The sequence below is a fragment of the Halomonas sp. genome (assembly GCF_029263665.1).
In the GTDB taxonomy this organism is placed as follows: domain Bacteria; phylum Pseudomonadota; class Gammaproteobacteria; order Pseudomonadales; family Halomonadaceae; genus Halomonas.
The window spans coordinates 180,551-196,627 of record NZ_JAJUFQ010000001.1 but is presented as its reverse complement, the minus strand read 5'-3'; the positions used below and the strand labels follow the sequence as shown (position 1 = coordinate 196,627).

Annotated in this window: 13 protein-coding genes; 9 read left to right on the top strand and 4 right to left on the bottom strand. The window is 58.3% G+C overall.

Annotation, left to right across the window (positions count from 1 at the left end; all coding sequences use genetic code 11):
• Positions 1 to 121: 121 nt before the first annotated feature.
• The gene (ettA, locus tag Q1K07_RS00820; protein ID WP_300306328.1) at positions 122 to 1,783 is read right to left on the bottom strand and encodes an energy-dependent translational throttle protein EttA; all 1,662 of its coding nucleotides are present in this window, start codon (positions 1,781 to 1,783) and stop codon (positions 122 to 124) included.
• A 210-nt stretch (positions 1,784 to 1,993) separates the two neighbouring features.
• Entirely contained in the window at positions 1,994 to 2,200 is a 207-nt protein-coding gene (locus Q1K07_RS00815) for a PA3496 family putative envelope integrity protein (protein ID WP_300306325.1), read from the bottom strand.
• A gap of 514 nt (positions 2,201 to 2,714) precedes the next feature.
• Between Q1K07_RS00815 and Q1K07_RS00810 the strand changes: the two genes are divergently transcribed.
• Both Q1K07_RS00810 and Q1K07_RS00805 read left to right on the top strand, forming a co-directional pair.
• On the top strand, positions 2,715 to 2,984 hold the full coding sequence (locus tag Q1K07_RS00810; protein WP_300306322.1) for a SelT/SelW/SelH family protein: 270 nt from the start codon (positions 2,715 to 2,717) through the stop codon (positions 2,982 to 2,984).
• Between the two features lie 162 nt (positions 2,985 to 3,146).
• On the top strand, positions 3,147 to 4,043 hold the full coding sequence (locus Q1K07_RS00805; protein ID WP_300306319.1) for a DMT family transporter: 897 nt from the start codon (positions 3,147 to 3,149) through the stop codon (positions 4,041 to 4,043).
• Here the strand turns inward: Q1K07_RS00805 and Q1K07_RS00800 are convergent.
• On the bottom strand, positions 4,022 to 4,645 hold the full coding sequence (locus Q1K07_RS00800) for an arylesterase (protein ID WP_300306834.1): 624 nt from the start codon (positions 4,643 to 4,645) through the stop codon (positions 4,022 to 4,024). The genes Q1K07_RS00805 and Q1K07_RS00800 overlap by 22 nt on opposite strands.
• Positions 4,646 to 4,754: 109 nt before the next feature.
• On the opposite strand from Q1K07_RS00800, the gene Q1K07_RS00795 reads away from it, so the two are divergent.
• From Q1K07_RS00795 to Q1K07_RS00765, 7 genes are all read left to right on the top strand, one after another.
• Positions 4,755 to 5,498, top strand: coding sequence for an ATP-binding cassette domain-containing protein (locus Q1K07_RS00795; RefSeq protein ID WP_300306315.1), 744 nt, complete (start codon positions 4,755 to 4,757; stop codon positions 5,496 to 5,498).
• Positions 5,495 to 8,092 carry an FtsX-like permease family protein gene (locus Q1K07_RS00790; protein WP_300306312.1) on the top strand — a complete coding sequence of 866 codons (2,598 nt, stop codon included), beginning with the start codon at positions 5,495 to 5,497 and terminating at the stop codon, positions 8,090 to 8,092. Before Q1K07_RS00795 ends, Q1K07_RS00790 begins: the two co-directional genes overlap by 4 nt.
• A 30-nt stretch (positions 8,093 to 8,122) precedes the next feature.
• Positions 8,123 to 9,559 carry a hypothetical protein gene (locus Q1K07_RS00785; protein WP_300306309.1) on the top strand — a complete coding sequence of 479 codons (1,437 nt, stop codon included), beginning with the start codon at positions 8,123 to 8,125 and terminating at the stop codon, positions 9,557 to 9,559.
• Between the two features lie 133 nt (positions 9,560 to 9,692).
• A complete protein-coding gene (locus Q1K07_RS00780) occupies positions 9,693 to 11,069 on the top strand; it encodes a hypothetical protein (protein ID WP_300306306.1) in 1,377 nt (458 codons plus the stop codon).
• A 274-nt stretch (positions 11,070 to 11,343) separates the two neighbouring features.
• The gene (gene glyA, locus Q1K07_RS00775) at positions 11,344 to 12,609 is read left to right on the top strand and encodes a serine hydroxymethyltransferase (protein WP_300306303.1); all 1,266 of its coding nucleotides are present in this window, start codon (positions 11,344 to 11,346) and stop codon (positions 12,607 to 12,609) included.
• Between the two features lie 528 nt (positions 12,610 to 13,137).
• Entirely contained in the window at positions 13,138 to 14,019 is an 882-nt protein-coding gene (locus Q1K07_RS00770; RefSeq protein WP_300306300.1) for a mannosyl-3-phosphoglycerate phosphatase, read from the top strand.
• On the top strand, positions 14,016 to 15,236 hold the full coding sequence (locus Q1K07_RS00765; protein WP_300306297.1) for a glycosyl transferase: 1,221 nt from the start codon (positions 14,016 to 14,018) through the stop codon (positions 15,234 to 15,236). The genes Q1K07_RS00770 and Q1K07_RS00765 overlap by 4 nt, the downstream gene beginning before the upstream one ends.
• A gap of 33 nt (positions 15,237 to 15,269) precedes the next feature.
• On the opposite strand, the gene dsbG is transcribed toward Q1K07_RS00765, so the two are convergent.
• On the bottom strand, positions 15,270 to 16,058 hold the full coding sequence (gene dsbG / locus Q1K07_RS00760; protein WP_300306294.1) for a thiol:disulfide interchange protein DsbG: 789 nt from the start codon (positions 16,056 to 16,058) through the stop codon (positions 15,270 to 15,272).
• Positions 16,059 to 16,077 lie beyond the last annotated feature (19 nt).

Below are 16,077 nucleotides of genomic sequence, written 5' to 3'. Positions count from 1 at the left end.
GCGCAAGACTGAGCCACTATCTGAGCCCGCTTTGACAAAAAACCCTCGCAGGAGTCTCCTGCGAGGGTTTTTGCATAGCTCATGCTGAGGAACTGATGTTCAGTCCTGCATGGGAGACGCCTCAAGCATCAATGCGCTTGTACTTCATGCGGTGAGGGGTGTCGTCACCGGCGCGCTTCTTGTGGTCGGCTTCGTACTCGGTGTAGTTGCCCTCGAAGAAGACCACCTGAGAATCACCCTCGAAGGCGAGGATGTGAGTGGCGATACGGTCGAGGAACCAGCGGTCGTGGGAAATCACCATGGCACAGCCGGGGAAGGCCAGCAGGGCTTCTTCCAGTGCACGCAACGTCTCGATGTCCAGGTCGTTCGACGGCTCGTCGAGCAGCAGCACATTGGCGCCCTGCTTGAGAGTCTGAGCCAGTTGAAGGCGGCCCCGTTCACCACCGGACAGGTCCCTGAGGAACTTCTGCTGGTCGTTGCCCTTGAAGTTGAAGCGACCCACATAAGCACGAGAGGGCATCTCGTAGCCGTTGATATTGAGCATGTCCTGGCCATCGGACACCGCTTCCCATACGGTCTGCTTGTTGTCCAGCGCATCACGCAACTGCTCGACATACGCAATGTCGACAGTTTCGCCCTTGACGACTTCGCCGGTATCTGGCGTTTCCTTGCCCTGAATCAGCTTGAACAGAGTGGACTTGCCGGCACCGTTGCCGCCGACGATACCGACAATGGCGCCAGGCGGTACATTGAAGTTCAGGTCCTCGTAGAGCAGCTTGTCATCGAAGCGCTTGCTGACACCATGAAATTCGATGACCTTGTCACCCAGGCGCGGACCAGGCGGAATGTAGATTTCGTTGGTCTCATTGCGCTTCTGGAAGTCGCCAGACTGCATTTCCTCGAAGCGAGACAGGCGCGCCTTGCTCTTGGCTTGACGTCCCTTGGCATTGGAGCGAACCCATTCCAGCTCGTGCTTGATCGCTTTCTGACGCGAGGCCTCCTGCTTGGCTTCCCGCTCCAGACGCTGCTCCTTGGCTTCCAGCCACTGGGAGTAGTTACCTTCGAAGGGAATACCATGACCACGGTCCAGCTCGAGAATCCAGCCGGCGACATTGTCGAGGAAGTAGCGGTCGTGGGTGATGGCGACCACTGTGCCCGGGTAGTCGTGGAGGAAGCGTTCCAGCCAGGCAACGGATTCTGCATCCAGGTGGTTGGTAGGCTCGTCCAGCAGTAGCATGTCCGGGTTGGACAGCAGCAGGCGGCACAGGGCGACACGACGACGCTCACCTCCGGACAGGTGGACAACCTTTGCATCCCAGGGCGGCAGGCGCAGGGCTTCTGCAGCGACTTCCAGCTTGCGGTCCAGGTTATGGGCATCGGCTGCCTGAATGATGTTTTCCAGACGGGCCTGCTCTGCGGCCAGTGCATCGAAATCGGCATCGGGTTCAGCATAGGCGGCATAGACGGCATCGAGCTTGGTCTGGGCTTCCTTGATCTCGCCCAGTGCTTCCTCGACCGTTTCACGCACGCTCTTGGTGTCGTCCAGTTCGGGTTCCTGAGGCAGATAGCCCACGTTGATTCCCGGCATCGGACGGGCTTCGCCTTCGAACTCGGTGTCTACGCCGGCCATGATGCGCAGCAAGGTCGACTTGCCGGCACCGTTGAGGCCGAGCACGCCGATCTTGGCGCCCGGGAAGAAGGACAGGGAGATGTCCTTGAGAATCTGCTTCTTGGGGGGCACGACCTTGCCCACCCGGTTCATGGTGTAGACGTATTGCGCCATGTGAGCTCACTAAAGTTGGATGTTCGCTAAAGTTGGATGTTCGCGGAACAGGGCAAAGATGATAGAGCCCAGAGGACGGAAACGCCAGTTGTGGAAAGCCAATGCTTTCCCAAGAATTGTCCCAAGAGCATTCACAGAACTTACCCAGGAAGCACCGTGACAGTGCTTCCCGTTGCGGTAGATCGCTGCTGGGAGGCTGCCGCGATAGTGCTACTCTTCTTCATCCTCCTCATCGAAGTCCCAGTCATCATCAATGGCCTGCTTCAGGCGACGCTCTTCCAGCAGGGCCTCGACACGACGCCGGGCCTTCAGGGTGTCCGTGCGACTGGCGCGTTGATTGCGAGAGGTGTACTCGTCATCGTTTACCGCGTCATCAAGGTCAAAATCACTATCATCGATAAGAGAATCTCGGCTCATGTGAAAGTCTCCCATGGCCATGCTTCCCAGAGGGAAGCACTGCATAAATGTCTGCGCGTGCGAATCACTTGGCTATACCCGCCATCCATGGCGGCTACCCTTCGGGCCATCCGAAGGATGTTCCAATTCGCTCCCGGCGAATTGGTGCGCGGTGCTCACCATCCTCACCTATACCCCATAGGCTCCGGTTGTTGCGCTCCGTGCGCCTTGTGCTTCATCTCGCTCAGCCGATTTATTCAGCACTTCCGTAATGGGAAGCGCACGATACCCACTTTCTGGAACGCCACTGACAACGCAACTTCGATCAACGTTGCCATTGCTGGCGGCCAGAAAGCGCCAACAGAATCCTCGAGGTTCTTGTTCGCTATATATGTCGGGGATGGAAAAAGTGCAAGCCAGTAATAGGGAAATTAATACAATCGTAAATTTCGTTTGATCGAGGTAGGCAACGTGTGTCCTGCTATGATCGCAGCCCTATTCATATTTAGCCCACTCATATTCACGGGAGACGCAAGTGGCTCGGGTCAAGATTGTCTTTTGCACACAGTGCCAGTGGCTGCTGCGCAGCGGCTGGTATGCCCAGGAGCTGATTTCCACGTTTGGAGAAGGTCTTGAGGAAGTGACGCTGGTGCCTTCACACGGCGGTCGCTTCGAGATTACGCTGGATGATCAGTTGTTGTGGGAACGCAAGCGTGATGGTGGTTTTCCGGACATCAAGACACTCAAGCAGCGGGTTAGAGATGTGATCGAACCGGATCGAGATCTGGGGCATATCGACCGCTGAACGTGGGTGGAGCGTGTCGTTCGTTGCCCGCAGTGAATGACATGGAGATAGGCTGGCTCTCGAAGCTCGAAGCTCGAAGCTCGAAGCTCGAAGCTCGAAGCTCGAAGCTCGAAGCTCGAAGCTCGAAGCTCGAAGCTCGAAGCTCATTGACAAGGATGTAACATGAATTCTGACCGGCAGGCCATGGCCTATGGCCTGGGAGCGGTTGCTCTCTGGTCCACCGTCGCGACTGCCTTCAAGGTGGCTCTGGGCCACATGAGTCCATTGGAGCTGATCTGGGTAGCAGCGCTGGTGTCCTGGGCACTGATGGGAATACTGGTGATTCGCCGTGGCCAGATGCGCAATGCACTCAGGCATGGCTGGTCGACTGCATGCTGGGCCGGGCTGATGAACCCGGTGGCTTACTACCTGGTGCTGTTCGCCGCCTACGACCGCTTGCCAGGCCAGGAGGCCATGGCGCTCAACTATACCTGGGCGTTGACCATGGCCTTGCTGGCAGTGCCTATCCTCAAGCAGCGCTTGACCCCTGTCGACGTGCTGGCAGGAGGTGTCGCGTATTCTGGTGTCTGGGTCATTGCCACTCGAGGCCAAGTGTTCAGCGTAACGTTTGCCGATGCCCTTGGTGTAGTACTAGCGTTGGTTTCCACGCTTATCTGGGCATTGTATTGGTTGCTCAATGCCAGGGATCGACGTCCGCCCATGGTGGCCCAGTGGCAGAACTTCAGTATTGCCATTCCCGTGCTGACAATACTGATGCTGATGGGCCCAGGCTTCGAGTGGCATGGCATCACCGCTCTGGGGGCGGGAGTTTATGTTGGCCTGTTCGAGATGGGGGTCGCCTTTGTATTGTGGCAAATGGCGGTACACAAGGTGTCTCGTACCGCCAAGGTGTCTAATCTCATCTTCTTGTCGCCTCCGGTTTCATTACTTCTGCTCCACTTCGTGATTGGAGAACCGATCCTGTCCTCTACGCTGGTCGGCTTGGTACTGATCCTGTCGGGGCTGGGCTTGCAGCAGTGCCAACGTACACCGCCTGCTCAGGAAGATGGTTCTGCCTGATACGCTTTTGCCTGAGGGGCATCGGTGGGCGATACGCCTGCCTCGCGCAGTAAAGGCGTGAGCCTGGCCCAGACATTGTCGAGAATGCGGGGTTGAGCCTCGGCCGTGGGGTGAATGCCGTCGTCCTGCATCAGTTCGGGCTTCAGTGCAACGCCGTCGAGCAGGAAGGGTAACAAGGGCAAGTGGTATTCGTCGGCGAGTTTCTGGAACACCTGGCCGAAGGCCTCGCGGTAGGCTTGGCCGTAATTGGGCGGGATATCGATGCCCACCAGCAGGACCTCTGCGTCACTGGCCAGGCTCTGTTCGATCATACTGTTCAGGTTGGCCTGCATCTGCTGAGGGGGCAGGCCGCGCAGGCCATCATTGCCGCCCAGCTCGAGTATCACGATGTCTGGACGATGCTTTTCAAGCAGGCCAGCCAGACGGCTGGCGCCACCACTGGTGGTTTCACCACTGATGCTGGCATTGATCACCCGAGCCTGGCTGTCGAGTCTCTGGCTTAGCAGTGTGACCCAACCGGTTTCTTGCGGGATGCCATAAGCGGCACTGAGGCTGTCACCGACTACCAGTAGTGTGGGAGGCTGTGACTTTGTCTGGGCCATGCTGGTGCTTGACCACAGTGCAGTGCAGAGCACAATGATCATCAGCAGCCAGCGGCTGTGCAGCCCCGGATGTCGATGCAACTGTCCAACTTCAGGGATACCGTCTGTCATGTCCAAGGCTCCTTTTTCAACGTCATCACCCCACGTGCATTCCCCAGTTGCAGAAGCTGTCCTTGCTGCGAGAGGGCTGGCAAAAAGTGTGACCAGTGGTTCGCGGGTGTTGACCATTCTGCGTGAGCTTGAGCTCGTCGTACATGCTGGTGAGAGTGTCGCCATTCTCGGCCAGAGTGGTGCCGGCAAGTCGACGCTGCTGGGGCTGCTTGCCGGACTTGACGATCCCACCGAGGGCGAACTGTCCTTGTTCGGTGAGTCATTGACTGAGTTGGATGAAGATGGTCGCGCGGCCCTGCGTAATGGCCGAGTCGGGTTCGTGTTCCAGAATTTCCAGTTGTTGCCGACACTCACCGCGCTCGAGAACGTACTGCTGCCGACAGAGCTATCGATGCAGAACCATCGTGAGCAACGTGCTCGTGAGTGGCTGGAGCGGGTGGGACTGGCACAGCGCCATGACCACCTGCCTCGCCAGTTGTCTGGTGGTGAACAGCAGCGGGTTGCCCTGGCTCGTGCCTTTGTTACTTCGCCGGAACTGGTGTTTGCCGATGAGCCGACTGGCAATCTCGACCCGCATACAGGGGAAAGGATCATCCAGACCCTGTTCGAACTCAATCAGGAACAGGGGACGACATTGGTGCTGGTAACCCACGACCATGCCCTGGCACGGCGCTGCGACCGCTGTCTGCAATTGGTCGACGGTCGTCTTGAAGCCATGGACATGAGCGAGACGGACTCATGAAGGGACGTCAGTCGATGGAGGCCGCTGCGATGGGAGGCCTGGTGGCGCGCAGCTTGCGCCGTGACCTGCGTGCTGCGGATGTACGTGCCTTGCTGATCGCCTTGATACTGGCAGTAGCGGCTTCGACCATGATGGGATTTTTCCTCGATCGTCTGGAGCGTGGGCTGGTACGCCAGGCCGGTCAGATGATGGGGGGCGATCTGGTTCTGGAACAGTCAACACCTTTTGATGATGGGCTGCGTCAGCAACTGGTCGAGGCGGGAATGCAACTTAGCGATCAGGTTGACCTGGTCTCCATGGCCAGCCGCGCAGAGGCCTTTCAGCCGGTCAGCATCAAGGCCGTGGACCAGGCTTATCCTCATTACGGCAGCTCGCGCATTGATCGTGGCCAGGGTACCGAGGAAGTCGAACATGGCCCTGCGCGCGGAGAACTATGGCTCTCGCCGAGGTTGCGACAGTTGCTTGATATCGAACTGGGTGAGTCGCTCCAACTGGGACAGACTCAGTTCAAGGTGGGTGCCTGGCTGGAGCGCGAGGCTGATCAGTCGACCGGCTTTGGCAGCCTGAATCCCCGGGTCATGATGCATGTTGCGGACCTCGGTGCGACAGGTCTCATCCAGCCGGGGTCTCGGCTGGAGTACGAAATTCTGGCGGCAGGTTCGGCACAGAGTGTGGAGCAACTGGCGCCGTTGCTCGAACGTCTGCGTCGTGAGGGGGTGGAGGTACGTGATGTACGCCATGATAGGCCCCGGCTGGGCTCGGCGCTGGAGCGTGCCGATACCTATCTGAGTCTGGCGGGCCTGGCAGCGGTGTTGCTGGCGGGTGTCGCCGTAGCATTGTCCACACGACGCTATGTCGAACGCCATCTCGACAGTGCTGCATTGATGCGCTGCTTCGGCGCCTCACAGGCGACCTTGATGTATCTCTTTGGTCTGCAGCTGTTGGTGCTGTCGGTAGTGGCAGCATTGCTGGGAGCTGTGTTGGGATTGGCTGGGCAGGCGTTGCTGGTGGCATTGATCCGACCCTTTCTGCCGATGGAGCTACCGCCACCTGGCTGGTTACCGCTGTGGCTGGGAGGCTTGACCGCGTTAGCTGTGTTGGGAGGCTTTGCCGGCCCGACACTATTGCGCTTGCGGCGTGTCAGTGCGCTCAAGGTACTGCGTCGGGAACTGGACCCGCTACCGGTATCGGCGTGGATGATGGTAGCGGTAGCTGCCGCTTCCTTTGGTGCCTTGATGTGGCTTTATTCGGGCAGCCTCGGTCTGGCGCTTGGCCTGCTCATTGGCGGCCTGCTGGCGCTGGTGGTGTTGTGGGGAGCAGGTGGACTTATCCTTGATGCCTTGATGTGGTTGGTATCCCGGCTGGGGCATGGAGCCCGTCAGGGCTGGCAGCATGCACTGCAGCTTGGTGCTCGGCAACTGGCGCGTCGACGCAACTTGAGTCTTGGTCAACTACTGGCTTTTGCCATCACTTTCTTTGCCATGGCGATGATCAGCCTGGTCAGGGGGGATCTGGTCACTACTTGGCAGGAGCAACTGCCTGCCGACACGCCCAACCATTTCGCCATCAATATCCAGCCAGGCGAGCGCGACGCCTTCGCACAGCAACTGGCCGAGATCTCGGATACTCACAGTGACTTGTATCCGATGGTGCGGGGACGCATCGTGGCGATCAACGGGCAACCACCTCGTGACTCGGTACCTGCCGAAGCGCAAGGCGACAATGCATTGCGGCGCGAGCTCAACCTGACCTGGAGCAATGCGCTGCCGGAGGGTAATCGGCTGGTGGAAGGCAACTGGTTCGATTCTGCCTCTGCTTCTGGCGATGGGCATTCCTGGGTCGGTAACGGAACGTCATCAGAGGCACCTATCTCTCTGGAGAGTGGTCTCGCCGAACGTCTAGGGTTGGCAATGGGGGATCGCCTGACCTTTTCGGTGGGGGCCGATACCCTGACAGGCGTGATCACCAGTATCCGAGACCTGGACTGGGACAGCTTCCAGCCCAATTTCTATGTCATCTTTCCGCCTGGTGTGCTCGATGGTTTTGCGCACAGCTTCATCACTGCCTTTCATCTCGATCCGCTGGAGTCGGCGGCAGGACAGGCGAATCCTCTTGGTGGTCTGGTCGAGGCCTTTCCTGGAGTAACGATCCTGGATGTCGATGTGTTGCTGGGACAGGTGCGGGAAATGCTCGACCAGGTGACCAGAGCGGTGGAGCTGGTGCTGGCATTCGTTCTGCTGGCAGGCATCAGCGTGCTCTATGCCGCACTTGTCGCCAGTCATTCGGTACGTGCTCACGAAAGCGGGCTGTTGCGTGTCTTCGGTGCAGGATCGCAGATGATGGCTCGAGTGCAGTGGGCCGAGTTTGCCGTCATGGGGCTGGCTGCCGGTTTGCTGGCTGTGTTGCTGGCTGAGGTCGCGGCGGCTGTACTCTACCTGGCCTGGCTCGATCTTCCGCCGAGATTGCATCCTCTACTGTGGCTCACACTGCCACCATCGGCGGCACTGCTGCTGGGCTGTGTCGGCCAGTGGCTGTCACGCAACATCCGTCGTCAGGCTCCTGCAGCGAGTCTTGGTCTGTTGGGCGATACTTGATCGAGCAGTGGCTCGAGGCAAGGAGGGCGTATGTCCAGCAAGAAACAGGAGAAGCTGCGCTTTCAACTGCTCTCGGCTCAGTTGGAGCTTGCACGCAACGAGGACCGAGCGGTAGTGGTGCTGGTGACTGGCCATGCCGGTACCGGTAAGGGGCAGTTGATCAATCGGCTCAATCATTGGCTGGAAAATCGCCTGACCGAAGTCCAGGCCCTGGTGCCCAGCGAAGAGGATCGTCGGCACCCGTATTGGTGGCGTTACTGGACCCGCCTCCCGGCCAGAGGGCGCATCGGAATCTTTGTGCATGGCTGGGTAGGCGATGCCTTGTTCGCGGGGGCTGCTCGGCGTCTGGGGGAAGGAGCTTTCGCTGATCACCTGAAGGAAATAGCCAACTTCGAGGTAGACCTTAGGGCAGCGGGCATCACACTGGTCAAGCTATGGCTGGATATCGATGCCGATATTCAGGGGCAATACCTGGCGGAATTGGAGGCAGACCCAGAGACTCGCTGGCAGGCCACCGAGGAAAAATGGCAGCGCCACAGTCAGCATCGAGTAATCGAACAGTTGGGCAAACAACTGCGTAAGGCTACCGCAACCGATGACAGCCCATGGCTGTGTCTGGATGCCTCACCCGGCAACGACCTGCTGACACCTGTAGTCGAACATATGATCGTCGCCATGCAAGGGACGAGCAAAACGGCCACGGTCGCTGCACCATCGAGCGGCCGAGTCTCGATAGCGCCTGCCGTGCCCCAGCTATCCGACCTTACCGGGCATGACAGTGCCATCGACAAGGCCGAGTATCGTGAGCAGCTGGCTTGTGCCCAGGCGCGCCTGGCCGAACTGGCGCGTAGAGCCGTGTGGCGAGGTATACCGGTGGTCGTGGTATTTGAAGGTCACGATGCCGCGGGCAAGGGGGGCAGCATACACCGCCTGACTTCGGCGCTAGACGCCCGTACCTATCGGGTCTGCTCGATAGCGGCTCCTTCCGAACAGGAGCTCCTTTACCCCTGGCAGTGGCGGTTCTGGCAACGCCTGCCAAAGGATGGCTCGGTCACGGTCTTCGACCGCTCGTGGTATGGGCGAGTGCTGGTGGAGCGTGTCGAAGCGTTGATTGATGAACCCGAGTGGCAGCTCGGCTATCAGCAAATCCTGGATTTCGAGGATCAACTGCTGCGCCACGGTACCGTGCTGGTCAAGCTGTTCCTGGCTATCGACAGTGACGTGCAACTGAAGCGCTTCAAGGCGCGGGCCGTTACCCCTCACAAGCAGCACAAGCTGACCGAGGATGACTGGCGCAACCGAACTCGTTGGGATGACTATCAACGGGCCATTGATGACATGTTTTCCGCCACCCACCAGAGCGCTGCGCCCTGGAGCCTGATTGATGCCAACAACAAGCGCCGGGCACGACTGGCGGTGCTGCATGAAGTGACGATGAGACTCGTCGAACGGCTACAAGTCAACTGAAAGCAACGCCTCTTCATTGAGGAATGGTCGGTGTCGCCAAACCATGACATTATTCATTAGGCAGGCGATGAAACCATCGTTACGGCTTGCGCTGGTTGATTGTCATCATTCACAAGGGAGGTGGTTGAATTTCATGTCCAGATTGAACTTTGTCGCAGCGGCAGCCTTGGGCGTGGCGCTGATGCCGGGCCTGGCTCAGGCAGATGCCGAGCAGCTCGAGCAGGATCTGCGCACGCAACTGTCCAGCCAGGGAGAGCTTAAGGTCGCCAAGGTGTCAGACAGCTTCCTGGGCGGGACAACCACGGCTGAGCAAGTGCGCTTGGTCGACGAAGAAGGCGGTACCACGACCATTGGCAAATATATTGTCAAAGGTGACTACGAAGATCCTGATGAAGTCATTCTGGAAGGGGTCAACATGGTGCAGGACCAGGCCACCTTGACCATGGAACGCATGACATTCACTTCTCCTGGGCAGGCCGTGCTGGACCTGGAAGATCTGCCCTATACCGCAGAGAATCCGCTCAAGGGCGTGAGCCTGAAGGGCCTGGTTCTTGACCAGAGCCAGGGAGCAGTGGATCTGGACCTTCCCTTTGGTGTGGCTGGGGGGCGCATTGAACTTGATGAGCTCAATGCAAGTGACCTCAGCGAGCAGGCGATTGGCAGCCTGACACTATCCAACCTCAGTGCGACAAGCGATGATTTTGGTGATATCGGCGCTGGTACGATCATGCTGCCATCGCTCTCATTCTCCGGATTGACAGGGATAGATACAGACAAGCCCACTGTTGATTCTCTCGAACTCAAGGATCTGGACATCGCGACTGACAAGCTAGTCATGACGCTGGGCCATCTGGTCAGCGAGGGAGACCTGGCCGACGGCAAGTTCAGTGGCAACATGGAAGCTCTGTCCCTGAATCTGGGCAAGATGATCGAGTTGGCCCCGGTGGATGAGCGCACCAACCTGCGCATGCTGAGTAATGTGCTGACGGGAGGAAGTGGTCAACTGGATCTGGATGCCAAGATGGATGGCTCCTGGCGAGCTCAAGGCGCCAATGGTCAGTTGGATAGCCAGTTCGAAATGACCGCCACGGATGCCCTGCGCTTCGGTCTGGATGCGGGTATACCTCTGACCTTGCCGAAGGGAGCAGAACCTGCTGAATATTTTGCCAGCCTGGAGGACTGGACCGAACTCGACACTCAAGGCGGAGATATGACGCTGACATTGAGCAACCTGGGGGCTTTCGAGCGTATTGCACCCGTCGCCGCGACCCTCATGGGGGTGTCGGAAAATGAATGGCTCGAGCAGATTCGCACCCAGGCCAAGGGCATGAGTACCATGATGGGACCAGAAATTGGCGCGGTGCTTTCCGGTCTGGTGCAGATGATGGACGGCAAGGCCAAGGACATGACCGTCAGCCTGGCGCTGCCACCGAGCGCTGAAGCACCCAAGTTGGCCCAGGACCCGCTGGGTCTGCCTGCCGCCATGCAGATGCAGGTCAATGTGAAGTAACTCGGCAAACGGCTTCCCGGAAGAACGGAACCCCCATGGTCGATAGACCATGGGGGTTCTTTTATCAGGAGGAAGGCATTGTCGAGAAAATGGCACAGAACCTGATGAAGGAATGCATGCCGGGGAATGGATGCATCGGGGATGCTTCAGTATCACTGAAGCCAAGATGAGAAAACATGAGGTAGTTCATGACGGTCTTTCAAGTGAAAGCCGGCATGGCCTGCGCTATCATGGCCTCCCGAATTTTTTCCCCAGCTGCGAGGTTTGCCCGCCGATGTTCAGTCGCGACATGAAGATTGCCGGTTTCGATGACGCCCTGTTCGATGCAATGCAGAAAGAAGTTGCTCGTCAGGAAACGCATATCGAGCTGATCGCTTCCGAAAACTATGCCAGCCCCCGTGTCATGGAGGCTCAGGGCAGCCAGCTCACCAACAAGTATGCGGAAGGTTATCCGGGCAAGCGTTACTACGGTGGTTGCGAATACGTTGATATCGTTGAGCAGCTGGCCATCGATTACGCCAATGAACTGTTTGGTGCGACATATGCCAATGTTCAGCCTCATTCCGGTTCCCAGGCCAATGGGGCTGTCTTCCAGGCCCTGGTCAGTCCTGGCGATACCGTGCTCGGCATGAGCCTGGATGCAGGTGGCCACCTGACTCACGGCGCTCGTCCGAACTTTTCCGGCAAGCACTACAATGCCGTTCAGTACGGTATCGATGAAAGCGGCCGCATCGACTATGACGAAGTTGCCCGTCTGGCTCGCGAGCACAAGCCGAAGATGATCATTGCAGGTTTCTCTGCATATTCGCAGATCATCGACTGGGTCAAGTTCCGTGAAATCGCCGATGAAGTCGGTGCGTACCTGCTGGTCGACATGGCTCATATCGCCGGTCTGGTTGCCGCAGGCCTGTATCCGACTCCGCTGCCTCATGCTCATGTCGTCACCACCACCACTCACAAGACCCTGCGTGGTCCGCGTGGTGGCCTGATCCTGTCTGCCGAAAACGATGCCGACATCGAGAAGAAGCTGCAGTCTGCGGTCTTCCCCGGTGGTCAGGGCGGTCCCCTGGAGCACGTCATCGCCGCCAAGGCGGTGTGCTTCAAGGAAGCCATGGCGCCTGAATTCAAGGAATACCAGCAGCAGGTCATCAAGAACGCCCAGGTCATGGCAGGTGTGTTCATCGAACGTGGCTATGACGTGGTTTCCGGTGGCACAGAAGATCACCTCTTTCTGCTGTCGCTGATCAAGCAAGGCCTGACCGGCAAGGATGCAGATGCCGCTCTGGGTCGTGCCCATATCACCGTGAACAAGAATGCCGTGCCTGGTGATCCCCAGAGCCCCTTCGTCACCTCCGGTCTGCGTATCGGTACTCCGGCAGTGACCACACGTGGTTTCGGTGAAACGGAATGTCGCGACCTGGCAGGCTGGATCTGCGATCTGCTGGACGTCATGGCCAAGGGAGAAGATACCGCGGCTGTTGAAGCGGAGATTCGGGGTAAGGTGGAAGCTGTGTGTACTCGCCTGCCGGTCTATCGCTGATTCTGGCTGCCTGCGCGGATGAAGCACGTTGTTGCGCGGTGCTCGATCCGGTCACCTAGTAACGCATAGGCTCCCGGATCTGTGCTCCGGGCGCCTAGTGCTTCATTCCGCTCGACTAGCCAGACAGGAAAACGCTGATTTATTGCTGCGCTCGATATATTGGCTGCCGGCGGTACTCGGAATCCTCATGTAGCAGGCTACACTCCGGTTCCTGTGTGCCGGCGGCAACCCATCTCTCTTCGCTCGCGACATAAATCATCAGTTTTCTGGTGTACATGATTGGCTAGCCAGATGAGAAAACGCTGATTTATTGCGGTGTTCGGTATAAATCAACCGTTTCTGGCTAGCCAAATCTCAATGCCCCATTCTGGTGCGCCAGAATGGGGCATTGTCGTCTTGCTTCGGTGCATCGGTGGCAAGGTGTTTGATGATGCACTGCTGATGCATTGATCTCTCTGCATTTTTTCCACGACTGGCATGTCATCTGCTTGGGGTCTGGTATGAACACCCCATACCAGCAGGTCTGCCATGCCAGGTGTCTTTCCCCAGCTTCGTCCCGGATCACGACCACGCCTGGTCTTTACTGACCTGGATGGCTCGTTGCTTGATCACCACAGTTATGACTGGTCGCCTGCAGTGCCCTGGCTCGGGGCGTTGAAGGAAGCGGGCATTGCGGTCATTCCCGTGACCAGCAAGACACGCAGCGAGTTGATGCCTCTGCGCCAGGCTCTGGGGCTGAGCCATACCCCTTTCATTGCCGAGAACGGCGGCGTTGTTGCGCTGCCGTCGGCCTGGTGTCATGCCAAGCGGGAAGTTGTGTCGGGAGCCGATGGTCTGGTGGTCAAGAACCTGGCCGTGGACATCGGACTGATCCGCCAGCGGGTGATGATATGGCGTGAGCGGTTGGGTGCCGACTTCATCACCATGAGCGAGATGTCGGTCAGCGAGGTGTCAGCCTGGACCGGCCTGGATGAGCAGAGCGCACGCCTGGCCCGGCTTCGGGAAGGTAGTGAGCCGTTGGTGTGGCGGGACACGGAAGACAGGCTTACTCGCTTTGCCGAGGGACTTGCCGGTGACGGCCTGCACATGACTCGCGGTGGTCGTTTCTGGCATGTCACTGGCGATATCGACAAGGGGCGGGCGGTAAGCTGGTTATGCAGCCGTTTCGAAGCACTGCGTGGCACGGCACCGGAAACCCTGGCATTAGGTGATGGGCCAAATGACATTGCCATGCTTGAAGCCGTCGAGGCCGCTGTGATCATCCGAGGGCAGCATGGCCTGGATATCGTGCTTGGTCAGGCAGGCTCCGGTTTGGGTTTTCCTCCACGCCTGTACCGTACACAAGCCTCTGGGCCCGAGGGTTGGGCCGAGGGGCTTTCCTATTTCTGGGGTGAGGAGGACAAAGCATGAGTGACTTTCACCAGAACGGCATCATTACCGACTTTCATAACTTGACGCGGCGTTCTGTCGAGGAATTGGAAGCTGACCTGTGTCGCTTTGCTCGTCGGCGTCCCCTGGGATTGATCTTGCCTTCGCTGTTCTCGGAGCTGGAAGGGCCAGCTTTATCCGCCATCATTGACGAACTGGCTAAAGTGCCTTATCTGGCCGAGATCGTGATTGGCCTCGACCAGGCCGACCGTGACCAGTTTCTTTATGCGCGTGACTTCTTTTCCCGCCTGCCACAGCACCATCGTATCCTGTGGAACGATGGCCCTCGCCTGCGTGCACTGGATGCAGAGCTGGAAGAAAAGGGGCTGTCTCCCCAGCAACCTGGCAAAGGCAGGAACGTCTGGTACTGCTCAGGCTATGTGCAGGCCTCGCATCGCACGGTAGCGGTGGCGCTGCATGACTGCGATATCCTCACCTACGATCGTGGCCTGTTGGCACGCTTGATCTATCCGGTCGCTCATCCGCGTTTCAACTATGCCTTCTGCAAGGGATATTACCCGCGTATTGCGGAGGGCAAGCTCAATGGCAGGGTGTCGAGATTGATGGTTACGCCTCTGCTGCGGGCATTGAAGATGATCCACGGCCCATTGCCTTATCTCGATTACCTGGATTGCTATCGCTACCCGCTGTCAGGTGAGTTCTCGATGCGCACGGAAGTGCTTGACGGCATTCGTATCCCGGCAGATTGGGGGTTGGAGATTGGCGTGTTGTCGGAGGTGCATCGTGATCATTCCACCAATCGCTTGTGTCAGGTGGATATCGCCGATCACTATGATCACAAGCACCAGCCCGTGTCTGCTGACAATGCCACCACCGGGCTCAATCGCATGAGCCTGGACATCGCCAAGGCGCTCTACCGAAAGCTGGCAACCCAGGGCGTGCAGTTCTCGGCCGAAGGCTTCCGTACGCTCAAGGCGACCTATTATCGTCTGGCACTGGATCTGATCGAAACCTATGACCACGATGCCATCATGAATGGCCTGAGCCTCGACCGGCACGCCGAGGAGCAGGCGGTGGAACTGTTTGCTGACAACCTGATGGCCGCAGGCAACGCCTTTCTGGAAAATCCCAGAGAGAAACCCTTCATTCCCAGCTGGAACCGGGTTCGGGCAGCTCTCCCGGACCTGCCCGAATGCCTTTATGCCGCTGTGGAGGAAGACAATGAAGGCAAGGTGTGAACGCGGTGCTCCACCTTGGCGTTGCTTGTGTGCTCAGCGTGGCCCCATGATGGTGTTGAACAGGTCTTCCTGGGGCATGCCCTGTGCCATTTCCATGTGGCCTTCGTTCTGGTAAACCAGCCCCGGTGTGGCGATCATGCCGAGCCGGTTGAACAGCTCGTGGTTGCCCTGGAGCTTCACTTCCCACTCGCGTGGCAATTGCTCCATGGGACTGACGGTTGTCTCTCCGGATTCGTGAGCGGCAAGTACTGCTGCAGGGTCGTCAGCAGCCAGCATGGTCACCGCCTGGCGTGGGCTCTGAGGGTCGAGGATGCCTACCATCACATGACGGAGCTGCACCTTGCCGCTTTCGACCCAGGGCCTGGCCTTTTCCCAGAATTTCTTGCAATAAGGACAGTTGGGGTCGGTAAAGACATACACGATGCGTTCGGCATTCTCGTTTCCGTCAGCTATCCAGGCACTGTTCTCCAATTGCTGCCAGGTAGCCTTGTCCTGAGGACCCTGTACCAGCCTTTCCAGTGGTTCGTTAGACAGGTTGTTGGCCTCGCTGTCAATCAGGTTGCCGACGATGGCATGTTCTCCATCAGGTGTGACGAAGACGGTCATGGGCTGGCCTTGATGGCTTGCCGCATAGCCTGTGAGCCCGCCGGGGGCGTCGAACTCGCCGAAGATTTCCAGTCCTTCCTGTTCCAGGGCTTCCAGTGGCGCTGGGTAGTCCTTGGCCAATGCGGTGGCCGTGGGCAACAGGCCGAAGGCTGCTGATGCCAATGCGATATGCGAGACACGATGGCGCCAGGTGAGTGGGCGAGAAGAGCGAGACATATGACAGACTCCAGTCATC

Excerpts from the sequence above, each read along its gene's own strand:
- ettA (WP_300306328.1), bottom strand. The coding sequence starts at position 1,783 with ATGGCGCAATACGTCTACACCATGAACCGGGTGGGCAAGGTCGTGCCC.
- Q1K07_RS00815 (WP_300306325.1), bottom strand. The coding sequence starts at position 2,200 with ATGAGCCGAGATTCTCTTATCGATGATAGTGATTTTGACCTTGATGAC.
- Q1K07_RS00805 (WP_300306319.1), top strand. The coding sequence starts at position 3,147 with ATGAATTCTGACCGGCAGGCCATGGCCTATGGCCTGGGAGCGGTTGCT.
- Q1K07_RS00800 (WP_300306834.1), bottom strand. The coding sequence starts at position 4,645 with ATGGCCCAGACAAAGTCACAGCCTCCCACACTACTGGTAGTCGGTGAC.
- Q1K07_RS00795 (WP_300306315.1), top strand. The coding sequence starts at position 4,755 with ATGTCCAAGGCTCCTTTTTCAACGTCATCACCCCACGTGCATTCCCCA.
- Q1K07_RS00790 (WP_300306312.1), top strand. The coding sequence starts at position 5,495 with ATGAAGGGACGTCAGTCGATGGAGGCCGCTGCGATGGGAGGCCTGGTG.
- Q1K07_RS00785 (WP_300306309.1), top strand. The coding sequence starts at position 8,123 with ATGTCCAGCAAGAAACAGGAGAAGCTGCGCTTTCAACTGCTCTCGGCT.
- Q1K07_RS00780 (WP_300306306.1), top strand. The coding sequence starts at position 9,693 with ATGTCCAGATTGAACTTTGTCGCAGCGGCAGCCTTGGGCGTGGCGCTG.
- glyA (WP_300306303.1), top strand. The coding sequence starts at position 11,344 with ATGTTCAGTCGCGACATGAAGATTGCCGGTTTCGATGACGCCCTGTTC.
- Q1K07_RS00770 (WP_300306300.1), top strand. The coding sequence starts at position 13,138 with ATGCCAGGTGTCTTTCCCCAGCTTCGTCCCGGATCACGACCACGCCTG.
- Q1K07_RS00765 (WP_300306297.1), top strand. The coding sequence starts at position 14,016 with ATGAGTGACTTTCACCAGAACGGCATCATTACCGACTTTCATAACTTG.
- dsbG (WP_300306294.1), bottom strand. The coding sequence starts at position 16,058 with ATGTCTCGCTCTTCTCGCCCACTCACCTGGCGCCATCGTGTCTCGCAT.